At 41.5% G+C, this 10,831-nt stretch carries 14 protein-coding genes and 1 tRNA gene; 13 read left to right on the top strand and 2 right to left on the bottom strand.

What is annotated here, in order from left to right; all coding sequences use genetic code 11:
- The first annotated feature begins 251 nt into the window (after positions 1-251).
- The 8 genes from H6G48_RS17730 to H6G48_RS17695 all read left to right on the top strand — a co-directional run bounded on the left by H6G48_RS17730 (position 252) and on the right by H6G48_RS17695 (position 5,919).
- Positions 252-737: a DUF29 domain-containing protein gene (locus H6G48_RS17730; protein WP_190722689.1), complete on the top strand. Its 486-nt coding sequence runs from the start codon at positions 252-254 to the stop codon at positions 735-737.
- Between the two features lie 105 nt (positions 738-842).
- Complete coding sequence (locus H6G48_RS17725) at positions 843-1,742, top strand: lysophospholipid acyltransferase family protein (protein ID WP_190722688.1); 900 nt, start codon at positions 843-845, stop codon at positions 1,740-1,742.
- A gap of 141 nt (positions 1,743-1,883) precedes the next feature.
- Complete coding sequence (gene fabG, locus H6G48_RS17720) at positions 1,884-2,660, top strand: 3-oxoacyl-[acyl-carrier-protein] reductase (RefSeq protein ID WP_002782849.1); 777 nt, start codon at positions 1,884-1,886, stop codon at positions 2,658-2,660.
- Positions 2,661-2,900: 240 nt separating this feature from the next.
- Positions 2,901-3,668: a proteasome-type protease gene (locus H6G48_RS17715; protein ID WP_190357143.1), complete on the top strand. Its 768-nt coding sequence runs from the start codon at positions 2,901-2,903 to the stop codon at positions 3,666-3,668.
- Between the two features lie 31 nt (positions 3,669-3,699).
- On the top strand, positions 3,700-4,437 hold the full coding sequence (locus H6G48_RS17710; protein WP_190722687.1) for a sulfite exporter TauE/SafE family protein: 738 nt from the start codon (positions 3,700-3,702) through the stop codon (positions 4,435-4,437).
- 119 nt (positions 4,438-4,556) lie between these two features.
- Entirely contained in the window at positions 4,557-4,976 is a 420-nt protein-coding gene (locus H6G48_RS17705; RefSeq protein WP_190722686.1) for a tetratricopeptide repeat protein, read from the top strand.
- Complete coding sequence (locus tag H6G48_RS17700) at positions 4,969-5,856, top strand: M48 family metallopeptidase (protein WP_190722685.1); 888 nt, start codon at positions 4,969-4,971, stop codon at positions 5,854-5,856. Before H6G48_RS17705 ends, H6G48_RS17700 begins: the two co-directional genes overlap by 8 nt.
- Positions 5,835-5,919 (top strand) — tRNA-Leu (locus H6G48_RS17695). The genes H6G48_RS17700 and H6G48_RS17695 overlap by 22 nt, the downstream gene beginning before the upstream one ends.
- A 60-nt stretch (positions 5,920-5,979) precedes the next feature.
- Here H6G48_RS17695 and H6G48_RS17690 read toward each other — a convergent pair.
- Positions 5,980-6,174 carry a hypothetical protein gene (locus H6G48_RS17690; protein ID WP_190722684.1) on the bottom strand — a complete coding sequence of 65 codons (195 nt, stop codon included), beginning with the start codon at positions 6,172-6,174 and terminating at the stop codon, positions 5,980-5,982.
- Positions 6,175-6,546: 372 nt separating this feature from the next.
- Here H6G48_RS17690 and H6G48_RS17685 point away from each other — a divergent pair, with 372 nt between their 5' ends.
- The 4 genes from H6G48_RS17685 to H6G48_RS17675 are packed head-to-tail and all read left to right on the top strand — an operon-like array spanning position 6,547 to position 8,542.
- On the top strand, positions 6,547-6,768 hold the full coding sequence (locus H6G48_RS17685) for a hypothetical protein (RefSeq protein ID WP_190722683.1): 222 nt from the start codon (positions 6,547-6,549) through the stop codon (positions 6,766-6,768).
- Between the two features lie 2 nt (positions 6,769-6,770).
- The gene (locus tag H6G48_RS26465) at positions 6,771-6,962 is read left to right on the top strand and encodes a PIN domain-containing protein (RefSeq protein WP_242034686.1); all 192 of its coding nucleotides are present in this window, start codon (positions 6,771-6,773) and stop codon (positions 6,960-6,962) included.
- The gene (locus H6G48_RS26460) at positions 6,925-7,203 is read left to right on the top strand and encodes a PIN domain-containing protein (protein ID WP_242034685.1); all 279 of its coding nucleotides are present in this window, start codon (positions 6,925-6,927) and stop codon (positions 7,201-7,203) included. Before H6G48_RS26465 ends, H6G48_RS26460 begins: the two co-directional genes overlap by 38 nt.
- A 43-nt stretch (positions 7,204-7,246) precedes the next feature.
- On the top strand, positions 7,247-8,542 hold the full coding sequence (locus H6G48_RS17675; RefSeq protein ID WP_190722682.1) for a DNA cytosine methyltransferase: 1,296 nt from the start codon (positions 7,247-7,249) through the stop codon (positions 8,540-8,542).
- A 170-nt stretch (positions 8,543-8,712) separates the two neighbouring features.
- On the opposite strand, the gene H6G48_RS17670 is transcribed toward H6G48_RS17675, so the two are convergent.
- Positions 8,713-9,177, bottom strand: coding sequence for a hypothetical protein (locus tag H6G48_RS17670; RefSeq protein ID WP_002798136.1), 465 nt, complete (start codon positions 9,175-9,177; stop codon positions 8,713-8,715).
- A gap of 184 nt (positions 9,178-9,361) precedes the next feature.
- Between H6G48_RS17670 and H6G48_RS17665 the strand changes: the two genes are divergently transcribed.
- Positions 9,362-10,831: a TldD/PmbA family protein gene (locus H6G48_RS17665; RefSeq protein WP_012266273.1), complete on the top strand. Its 1,470-nt coding sequence runs from the start codon at positions 9,362-9,364 to the stop codon at positions 10,829-10,831.

The following is a 10,831-nucleotide window of genomic DNA, read 5'->3' as shown; positions in this document are numbered from 1 at the left end:
ATAGCTTGAGTCAGTAAAGACGTGCGTTACACTACGTTAACGCACCCTACAAAATTGGCTTGAGTCAGTAAAGACGTGCGTTACACTACGTTAACGCACCCTACAAGATCGGCGTACTGCTACGCAGTGTCTTCGGCATCGCACTGTAAGGATGGGCGGTAATTTTTCCCGTGTCATTATCAAAATTAGGAGAAAGTGGCTTAATATATATATGAGGTACTTATCTCCTATTAAAAACCGCCAACAACGAAATGAAAACTTTAAATCAGAATCCCTGGCAAGTAGAGGGAGGAGAAACCCTGCCCCTACTTTACGAAATTGATCAACATCTTTGGTTAGAGGAAACAATAAAAATCCTCAAGGAAAATCGCTTAGATGAATTAGATGTAATCCATTTAATTGAGGAATTAGAAAGCTTGAGTAAAAGAGATAAAAACCGAGTCAGTAGCTTACTTGAACAAGTGATCAGGCATTTATTAATTTTACAATATTGGACAACAGAAGCAGAAATAAATCGGAATCATTGGCGAGCGGAAATTATCAGTTTTCGCACGCAATTAAGAAAATGTTTAACGACGAATTTACAGAATTATTTAGCTGAGGAATTACCGATAATCTATCAGGATGCTTTCGATTATGTTCAAGAAAAAACTGGTTTTTCTGGCGATTTTCCCCGAGGATGTCCTTACAGTTTAGAGCAGTTATTAAATAAAAATTGGTTCAACTGTGAAGATTAGACGTTAAAGATGATAAAATTATCAAGGAAAGCCGTTCTCAAACGATGGGTTTTTTAACTGAAATTTGCGATAATAAGATGCGCTTAAATTATCCACTGGGCATCAATGCAGATTTTTAGTTCTTTTGTCTCATCTACGGCGACTTTTGCCGAATTATCCCTAGAAGCGGCTAAGGCCCCTGTTGATACCCTCACCGGTTGGTCATTAGAGGATCGGGATCCGCAAGTGATCGAAAAATTTGTCCCCCTTCTGGATTGGTTTTATCACCATTATTTTCGCGTTAAAACCGATGGTTGGGAAAATATTCCCCCCTCAGGACAAGTATTATTCATCGGCTCCCATAACGGCGGTTTAGCGGCTCCCGATATGTTTATGATGATGTATGATTGGTTTCAACGCTTTGGCAGCGATCGCTTAGTCTATGGTTTGATGGATTCGCGAGTCTGGCGATTTTTTCCATCCCAAGCTAGTCTAGCAGCCCAAATGGGGGCCGTTCATGCCCATCCGAAAATGGCGATCGCCGCTTTGGATAGTGGCGCTAGTGTCCTCATTTATCCAGGAGGTGCTGCGGATGTTTTCCGTCCCCACAGTTTAAGAAATAAAATTTATTTTGCCGGTAATCAAGCTTTTGTTAAACTAGCTTTACAGTACGAAGTGCCGATTATTCCCGCCATTTCCCACGGCGCTCACTCGACTCTGTTTGTCCTCGAAGATATTTATCCTCAATTAAAAGAATTGCATAAAAAGGGTATGCCTTGGCCTTTCGGTATTGACCCTGGGACCTGTCCCATCTATTTCGGTTTACCCTGGGGACTAGCTATCGGTCCCTTGCCGAATATTCCCTTACCCGTACCGATACATACCCGGGTTTGTCCCCCAATTATTTTTGAACGTTACGGCAAAAAAGCGGCCCGGGACCGCCGTTATGTACGGGAATGTTATGAGAAAGTCTGTTATTTGATGCAGCAGCAACTCGATCAATTAGTGGCGGCCAATTCTCCCTGATACTATACAGGAAAGTGGGGACAGAGCGATCCCCATTGAGGATTTCTGCGGTCAGATTAACCCGCTTGTGAGATAATGAAGTGTTTTGAGCAAAGTTATCAGTACAGAGTTTTCTCTTGAGATTTGACGATTATTTGGGGAATGCAGAAAATTATGAAACTATTACCCGCAGAATGCCAGCATTTACAAGACAAAGTAGCCATAGTAACCGGGGCCTCGCGAGGGATCGGTAAAGCGATCGCCTTAGAATTAGCCAGCCAGGGTGCTACTGTAGTGGTGAACTATGCTAAATCTAGCAGTGCTGCCGATGCCGTTGTCGAAGAAATTACCGCGGCCGGGGGAAAGGCAATCGCTCTACAAGCAGATGTGGCTAAAAGCGAAGAAGTGGATAATTTAGTGGACAGTACCAAGGAAAAATTCGGTCATATTGATGTCTTAGTTAATAATGCCGGTATTACCCGGGATACCCTGATGTTAAGAATGAAATTAGAAGACTGGCAAGCGGTCATCGATCTCAATTTAACCGGAGTTTTTCTCTGCACTCGCGCCGTCAGTAAATTGATGTTAAAACAGAAAAGCGGCCGCATAATTAACATCACTTCTGTATCCGGTTTGATGGGTAATCCGGGTCAATCTAATTACAGCGCTGCTAAAGCCGGTGTTATCGGTTTAACGAAAACTTTAGCCAAAGAATTTGCCAGTCGAGGCATCACTGTTAATGCCGTGGCCCCCGGCTTTATTGAAACCGATATGACTCATGACCTCAAAGCAGATGAAATTCTCAAATATATTCCCCTCTCCCGTTATGGAAAACCGGAAGAAGTCGCCGGAATGGTGCGTTTTTTAGCCGCCGATCCCGCCGCTATTTATATCACCGGTCAAGTCTTTAACGTCGATGGTGGTATGGTTATGGCTTAATTCAGTTATCAGTTATCAGTGATTAGTTATCAGATTAAAGTTTTAAGTTTTAAGTTTTAAGCTTTAAATGATATTATTCACCGCTCACTCTTCACTCTTCACTCTTCACTCTTCACTAATTACTGTTTACTGTTTACTGTTTACTGTTTACTGTTTACTGTTTACTGATTACTAATTACTTTTTACTGATTACTAATTACTGTTTACTGTTTACTGATTACTGTTTACTGATTACTGAAAATGACTTACTGTTTAGGAATTATCAATCGTTTTGGCATTGTTATGGGGGCGGATTCTCGCACGAATGCGGGAGTCGATTATATCTCGGCCTATCGGAAATTATTTGACTTTTCGGTATCGGGAGAAAGAGTAATTATGGTCTGTACATCGGGCAATTTATCGATTAGCCAAGGAGTGATTCACGAACTAAAAAGAGATCTGCACAATCAAGAGGATAAAAATCTCCATTCTCTGACTCATCTCTACGATATCGCCCACTATATCGGTGATAAAAGTCGTCAAGTACAAGCTAGGGAAAGAACTTGGCTAGAACAAGATAATATTGATTTTCAATGTAACTTTATTCTTGGGGGACAAATTAAAGGAGAAGAACCGCAATTATTCCTGATTTATCCCCAGGGAAATCATATTCAAGCCACCAAAGAAACGCCCTTTTTACAGATAGGTGAAACTAAATACGGTAAACCGATTCTTGATCGCACTATTACCTATGATACACCCCTAGAGGAAATGGCTAAATGTGCCTTACTTTCCATCGATTCGACCATGAAATCGAATATTTCCGTTGGACCGCCTATCTATTTGAGTATGTATGAAGCGAATAGCCTAAGCCTACGTCATAAGTTACAATTGCGCCTAGGAGACCCCTACCTAGCCAAAATGCGGAAACTCTGGGAGGATTACGTCCGGCAAGCTTTCGAGGCTATGCCCAATGTGGAATGGCATTATACCGATGAAGACCCCAAAGAGGATATCATAATAGATTAAGTAGCTCTTTTTAACTTAACTTTACAACTCGATGATCATTGTTACCTTGATGTTGGCAGGTAGTCTAGCTTGGTTTTTTAGTAGCCTTGCTGGTGGGGGCAGCCCCCTGATTCTACTCCCCGTTTTAGGTTGGTTTCTCGATGCTGCCGTCATTCCTCCAGTTTTAACCACGGGGATGCTACTCGGTAACGTCCAACGCATGGGAATGTATTGGCGCGCCATTGACTGGCCCTCGACGGTGTGGTATCTACCCGGGGCAATTATGGGATCTACCCTCGGCGCTTTTGTCTTTGCCCATTTACAATTCAAATGGTTGCCGCTAGTTTTGGGAATTTTTCTGGTTTTCTCCTCGCTTAAACAATTATTTCCCCAAGAAGAAAATCCTTTTTTTGAGATTAAAACTTGGTATTTTATGCCCTCGGGATTTATCTACGCTTTCCTCTCAGGATTAGTCGGTAGTACCGGCCCGATGATGAACCTGTTTTATATCAACTATGGGCTAGTTAAAGAACCAATGGTGGCAACGAAATCCGTTCACATGGTAGTAGTTCATGTGGCCAAATTAATCGCCTACGCAGCCTTTGGAGTTTTACATCTGCCCTTTCTCGGTTACGGTTTATTATTAGGATTAGCGGCCTGGCCGGGCAATTGGTTAGGACAAAAAGTTTTAGAAAGAATGAGTCCCCAACAATTTAAACAAGCAGTGATGTTATTCGTTTCGATGAGTGGCCTATTGATGATCTGGCGAGAACGCGGCATCGTCTTTTAAAATTTTGCTGACAAGGGGACAAATTTTGCTAGAATACTAGATAAAGGTGAATTGTATTAACCCCGTGTAATACAGCGATAACCGTTAAATTTGCTCCTTGATTAACCCCCTAGCTGAAAATGACAGAAACCGCCAATTTTACCCTCGAACAAGGTTTAGAACGCTACCAACAGGGAGAAAGTGCCGCCAGTTTATTGCCGGAATTTAAACAATTAAGCGATCGCACTCCGAAAAATGCCGCCGTTTGGTCCTGTTTAGCTTGGTTATATATGCTCACCGATAAACCGGAATTAGCCCTAAAAGCCGCCCAAAAAGCCGTTAAACTCGATAAAGTTTCCCCCCAAAACCGGATCAATTTGGTTTTGGCTATGTTAGAAACCAAAACCGCCGGAGTTAGGGAACATATCGAACTGGTGCAACAATTAGTTAGTTTAAACAAAGAGGTTCGCCAAGAAGTGGATGAAAATATCGCCGATGGTTTGGCTAGAAAACCCGATTGGAAAAGTTTAGAACGCGTCAAAGCTTGGTTAAATGAATAAGAATATGGAATTATCAAAACAGTTATTACTCGGCTTAAAAGCCAATGATTTTCGGCATCCCATCGACCTAGAGGCAACTAATTCCCTCAAACAATTGCCTGGGTTAGATATAGCCGTGAGAAGTTTATTAGGTTCCGTCGCTGAGGAATTCTTTTACTTAAATAATATTGCTGCTAGTGTTTTGGTGGGAGAAAAACAATTACCCGACCTGCATAATCTACTCCTAGAAGCTTGCCGAATTCTCGACTTAGAACCACCTCAATTATACATTCAACAAAACCCCGTTCCTAACGCCTATACCTTCGCCATGCGCGGCAAAAAACCGTTTATGGTGATGCACACTTCCCTAATCGAAATGCTGACTCCCGCGGAAATTCAAGCGGTAATGGCCCACGAATTAGGTCATCTCAAATGTGAACACGGCGTTTATCTGACTTTAGCCAATATTATGGTCCTAGCGGCGGGATTACTGCCCAATTGGGGGACAATGTTAGCACGATCCCTACAGGAGAGAATGTTAGCCTGGGTGCGCTGCGCCGAGTTTAGCTGCGATCGAGCGGCTTTATTGGCAGTTCAAGACCCAAAAATCGTCATGTCGGTGTTAATGAAGTTAGCCGGAGGTTCCCCCAGTCTCGCACCTTTACTAAATTTAGAGGCTTTTATCGATCAGGCCAAGTCCTACGATGCCGTCAGCGCCTCGGAAATGGGCGAAATGTTAAAGGGTTTGCAAACCCAACAGTTAACCCATCCCCTCCCCGTCCTGCGCGCGCGAGAAATCGATCGTTGGGCTAGTTCCCCCGATTATCACAATTTGTTAAAGAGTCCAAAAATGGGTTATAATGATAAAGCTAATGCCAAGGGCGAATGGCGAAATTGGTAGACGCACCACACTCAAAATGTGGCGAGGCAGCCCCTCATGTCGGTTCGAGTCCGACTCCGCCCATCAAATTACAGTAATTTCTGGCTATTATGGTCTAGAAATATCCCAGAATATTAGCCTAGTTTAGATTTGATTAGTTTTTATCCTGATACTCATACCTGTATTAAGAATAAAATTATTTATCTCACACCAGGTCAGAATTTCTGGGTCTAATGTTTCCTTTTCTGGTGCATTGGGTTCTCCGATTGCCCAAACCACTAAATCTCTATTTTTTCTCCGTAATTGCTTAACATAAAATGGGTCAATATTGTCATCCATCAGATATTGCAACATCATAAACTTTGCCTTTTTGCTTGTCTTTCCGCTTTAATTTTCATTAATTTCTGTACGACAGTCGAAGGATTTTGTTTTGGTTACTCACGCATTTTTTGACCCCATTCTCACCCATCAGCTATGTATTGCTTAACTTATGCTTGGTTGTGGAGATAAGATAAAATTGTCGCCTAAACTTGTTCTCAACTCAGGGAAGGATAAATCTTAGGGATTTCTTCGGGAGTACCAGCGCAATAAATCTATTGATAAAGAATAGTTTCAATGCCAATCCGCAGACCTTTGAGCCGAAGGAAATGTTGGGATTAACCAGGATTTGTTATAATTAATCTTAATAGACAGTCCCTCGAGAGCAACAATATGTTAAATGCAGTGGAATTTAAAGCCAAAATCAAACAAGGTATTATCGAAATTCCCGAAGAATACCAACAGGACTTTAGGGAAGACAGCGAAGTTCAAGTTATTGTGATCAAACAAAATAAAAAAGTATCAACCACTGGAATCATTGCCCAATTAACTCAAAATTCCGTTGCTGTTAAAGGTATTCGTCAATTAAATCGGGAAGAAATTCATCAGCTATAATTATGATCAATTCTCTTTGTTTTTGTGATTCTAATATCTGGCTATACCGTCTTTTAATAGACCCAGAGTGTAACGATGCTGAAGAAATGCGAAAACGCAATCTAGCGAACGCTTTAACTAGCAGGGAAAATATCTTAATCAGTACGCAAATTATTAATGAAGTTTGCGCTGTCCAAAAAAGCAAAAATAAGTGAAGTTCAAATTAGAGAAATTATTCAAGAAATTTACGATGGATGTGTTGTTATTCAACTTGATCGCAATATTATTTTAAGAGCCTCTGAACTCCGCACTCAATACAGTTTTTCTTTTTGGGATAGTTTAATTGTAGCTAGTGCCTTAGCATCCGATGCTAGTCTTCTTTACTCTGAAGATATGCAGGATGGGTTAATAATATCCAATCAACTAACTTTAATTAATCCCTTTCGATCGAATTGATTATCAGTATGATATTATTAAATTACTCATTTAATCAATAGTGATGAATAGGCAACAAAAGCGAGTTTTATCCCTATTTTCTGGCTGCGGGGGAATGGACTTAGGATTAGAGGGAGGTTTTTGGGTACACCAAGACTGTGTTAATGAAAATATTCATCGAGATTGGATAGTAGAAAGACGGGAACCATGGCTAAAACTACCGCGCACTACTTTTGAAACTGTCTTTGCTAATGATATAACTAAGGCTGCCCATAATGCTTGGATTCCCTACTTTGAAAAAAGGGGTAAAAAGAATGTATTTCACTTGGGGAGTATTGTAGATTTAGTCAAACAAGCAGAAAAAGGAGAGTTTCACTTTCCCAGTAATATCGATGTAGTAACGGGAGGTTTTCCCTGTCAAGATTTTAGTGTTTCAGGAAAAAGAAAAGGGTTTAATTCTCACAAAAGTCACACGGGTAAACTACTAGACGAGAGTGAGGATAGTTTTCGGGATAATCGCGGGAAACTCTATTATTGGATGAAAAGAGTTATTGAATTAACCTTACCTAAAGTTTTTATTGCTGAAAATGTCAAAGGTTTAATCTCTTTGTCCAATGTTAAAGATATAATTGAAGATGATTTTAGTGCCATTGGTAAAGATGGATATATAGTTATCCCTAAACTTCTCTTTGCTCCCGATTATGGAATTCCCCAAACTAGGGAAAGAATTCTCTTTATCGGTTTAAATAAAACCTATTTAAAAGCGACAGCGATAGGACATCTAGAAAATAATGATATTTTTCCGCATCCAACCCATAAAGTTATTAAGCATCAATTAAATCTGTTTGAGTCAATATATCCTCTTAAAACTTACAGTACAGTGGGTCAGATATTATCAGGTTTAGCTGAACCAGAAGATGAGTTATTTGACCTCTCACAAAAAAGTTATTCAAAAGCTAAACATTATGGTAAAACTCAGGGACAAATCGAGGTTAATTTACAGGGTTTAGGTCCGACTATTCGCTCGGAACATCACGGCAATATTGAATTTAGGAGATTATCTTTAGAATTAGGAGGAAAAATAATTAATGAGTTAGAAGCAGGGTTAAAAATGAGACGTTTAACTGTGCGGGAATGTGCGAGAATACAGACTTTTCCCGATGATTTTCAATTTGTGCGTCCACAAAATAAGGGAGATGAAAAATATTCACTTTCGGCTACGGATGGTTACAAATTAATTGGTAATGCTGTCCCACCTTTGCTTGCTTACCACATTGCTAGACACCTAGAACATCAATGGGATTATTTGTTTGAAGATATTTATTCAGTCAGCAAAAATTTATGTGTAGCATTGCCTTAATAATTTCTGCTAATTATCAATTATGAAGTGGGGAGAATAAATAAAAATAATCTCCTGACGACCGACTCCTCAAAATCACAACTTTGCACTTCACCCTTAAGATAACTGCTATAATCTGAGTTCGGAATCAGGGAAAACTGCCAAATTTCCCTAATCCGAACTCACCTTGATTACAAAACCTTATGGGTGTGAGAATGTTGTTTGACGTTATCCTCCGTCCGTACCACATGAACAGCATTCAAGATGCGTTTTTTCTCTAGGGAAAAGTTTAAATCGTCTTTTTGGCTGCCCAAGGGGATTAACCCTTGCAGGTGGGGTTGATTTTTATAGGTGCGAGTGGCTGCAATCGCCCTTTCGACAAAATTCTCGCATAATTGGGCATTATCGGGGAAATTACTGGGTATTTGAGGATTATCGTCCTGAAAAACCTCTCCTAAACTCATGGCGCGGGCAAATTCGTAGGAAGTGGGAATTCCTTTGACAATTGCCTCTAGGGCTGCCGAGGGAATCGGTTCTAACACCGCCACTTTTTCTAATTCTCCCTCCTGTTTGAGAAAACAAATCGCTAAACCGAATACACAATAATCATCTTTTGTCAAGTCAGAAATGTTTAAGAATTGTGTCGCTGTGGCCATTATTTTGATCCTGAGTCGCTCTTTATTTAATCTTGGGGGCGATGAGCGATCGAATCAAGGTTTTTATTAAGAGATATGAAGGAGAAAAATTTAGCTGGGTTGGGCGGCGCTAACCCACCCCAATACGGAAAAAACTGAGAACTGTTAGACTAGAAACCAGCAGATTAACTGATAAACCAGCTTTATGTCACCCACTCTACTCATCTCCAAAGAACTCCCCACCCTGAAATATAATCCTAGTCTGGAGCGCTTTGATAGCTCTTGGGCGGCTCCTTTGTCCACTCTTCTGGGACTGGGACGGGCTGCCGGGGCGACTTTTATCGAATTTTTCCTGGAAAGAGTCAACTATATCAGTTGTTTAGCCGAAGATGACACCATCACCAGTCTCTCACCGAAACTATCTACAGGGGCAGGAATCCGCCTTTTTCGCGGTAAAGCCGATTGTTATGTCAGTACCAACGATTTAAGCTTCCAAGGCTTAAAAAATGCCCTAGAAAAAGGTTTATCGATTCTCGGTTTAAACCTACCCAGTCCTAACGCGTATATTCCCGAAATCAATCTGGAAATGTTCCGGGATTATGCCACGGTCAAAAACAAAGATATTTGGCTGAATAATTGCAGTTCTTTGCGAGAAATGGGTGATATTCTCCTAACTGCTAACGTTCAACTCAATCAGAAAGCCTCTCACGTCCAATCTCGTCGCGCCGCTTATTTTCGCGATTGGCAAGAAATTTTAGTTGCCGCTAGTGATGGCACTTTTGCCCGGGATATTCGCCTCACCCAATCCGTGGGCTATAATCTCCTCTGTGCCGATGGGACCAATCGTTCTAGCATTGGTAAACGGGTGGGTAGTACCAGTAATCCCGATTTTCTGCGGACGTGGAATGCCGAGGAATCGGCGGCAGAAGTGGCCGAATCGGCGGGTAAAATGCTTTACGCTGACTATGTAGAATCCGGCAGTTATCCCATCGTCATGGCCAATGAATTTGGCGGTGTTATCTTCCACGAAGCCTGCGGCCATTTGCTAGAAACTACGCAAATTGAGCAAAAAACCACGCCCTTTCTCGATAAAAAAGGCGAAAAAATCGCCCACGAAAACCTGACGGCTTGGGACGAAGGATTATCCGATAAAGCTTTCGGTACTATCGATATGGACGATGAGGGAATGCCGGCCCAGCGTACTCTCCTAATTGAAAATGGTATCCTAAAAAACTTCATTGCCGATCGCACCGGTTCAATTAAAACCGGTCATCCGCGCACAGGTAGCGGTCGCCGTCAAAACTACACCTATGCGGCCGCTAGTCGGATGCGGAATACCTACATCGCACCTGGGGAATATACCCTCGATAATCTCTTTAATTCCATCGATAAAGGCATTTATTGCAAAAAAATGGGCGGCGGTAGTGTGGGGGCGACCGGGGAATTTAATTTCGCCGTCGAGGAGGCCTATCTTATCGAAAATGGCAACCTGACTAAACCCCTGAAAGGCGCGACTTTAATCGGTTCAGCCAAGGAGATTATGAATAAAATCTCTATGTGTTCCCAAGATTTAGGACTAGCGGCGGGTTTTTGCGGTTCCGTCAGTGGTAGCGTTTATGTCACCGTTGGTCAACCCCATTTAAAAGTCGATTCTATTACCGTTGGCGGTCGTTAA

This window comes from Microcystis flos-aquae FACHB-1344 (assembly GCF_014698375.1).
GTDB classification, from domain to species: Bacteria; Cyanobacteriota; Cyanobacteriia; order Cyanobacteriales; family Microcystaceae; genus Microcystis; species Microcystis aeruginosa.
This window is presented reverse-complemented; position numbering and strand designations above follow the sequence as displayed.

What these genes read in the sequence shown, in the direction of transcription:
- H6G48_RS17730 (WP_190722689.1), top strand. Translation starts at nt 252, where the DNA reads ATGAAAACTTTAAATCAGAATCCCTGGCAAGTAGAGGGAGGAGAAACC.
- H6G48_RS17725 (WP_190722688.1), top strand. Translation starts at nt 843, where the DNA reads ATGCAGATTTTTAGTTCTTTTGTCTCATCTACGGCGACTTTTGCCGAA.
- fabG (WP_002782849.1), top strand. Translation starts at nt 1,884, where the DNA reads ATGCAGAAAATTATGAAACTATTACCCGCAGAATGCCAGCATTTACAA.
- H6G48_RS17715 (WP_190357143.1), top strand. Translation starts at nt 2,901, where the DNA reads ATGACTTACTGTTTAGGAATTATCAATCGTTTTGGCATTGTTATGGGG.
- H6G48_RS17710 (WP_190722687.1), top strand. Translation starts at nt 3,700, where the DNA reads ATGATCATTGTTACCTTGATGTTGGCAGGTAGTCTAGCTTGGTTTTTT.
- H6G48_RS17705 (WP_190722686.1), top strand. Translation starts at nt 4,557, where the DNA reads ATGACAGAAACCGCCAATTTTACCCTCGAACAAGGTTTAGAACGCTAC.
- H6G48_RS17700 (WP_190722685.1), top strand. Translation starts at nt 4,969, where the DNA reads ATGAATAAGAATATGGAATTATCAAAACAGTTATTACTCGGCTTAAAA.
- H6G48_RS17690 (WP_190722684.1), bottom strand. Translation starts at nt 6,174, where the DNA reads ATGGATGACAATATTGACCCATTTTATGTTAAGCAATTACGGAGAAAA.
- H6G48_RS17685 (WP_190722683.1), top strand. Translation starts at nt 6,547, where the DNA reads ATGTTAAATGCAGTGGAATTTAAAGCCAAAATCAAACAAGGTATTATC.
- H6G48_RS26465 (WP_242034686.1), top strand. Translation starts at nt 6,771, where the DNA reads ATGATCAATTCTCTTTGTTTTTGTGATTCTAATATCTGGCTATACCGT.
- H6G48_RS26460 (WP_242034685.1), top strand. Translation starts at nt 6,925, where the DNA reads ATGAAGTTTGCGCTGTCCAAAAAAGCAAAAATAAGTGAAGTTCAAATT.
- H6G48_RS17675 (WP_190722682.1), top strand. Translation starts at nt 7,247, where the DNA reads ATGAATAGGCAACAAAAGCGAGTTTTATCCCTATTTTCTGGCTGCGGG.
- H6G48_RS17670 (WP_002798136.1), bottom strand. Translation starts at nt 9,177, where the DNA reads ATGGCCACAGCGACACAATTCTTAAACATTTCTGACTTGACAAAAGAT.
- H6G48_RS17665 (WP_012266273.1), top strand. Translation starts at nt 9,362, where the DNA reads ATGTCACCCACTCTACTCATCTCCAAAGAACTCCCCACCCTGAAATAT.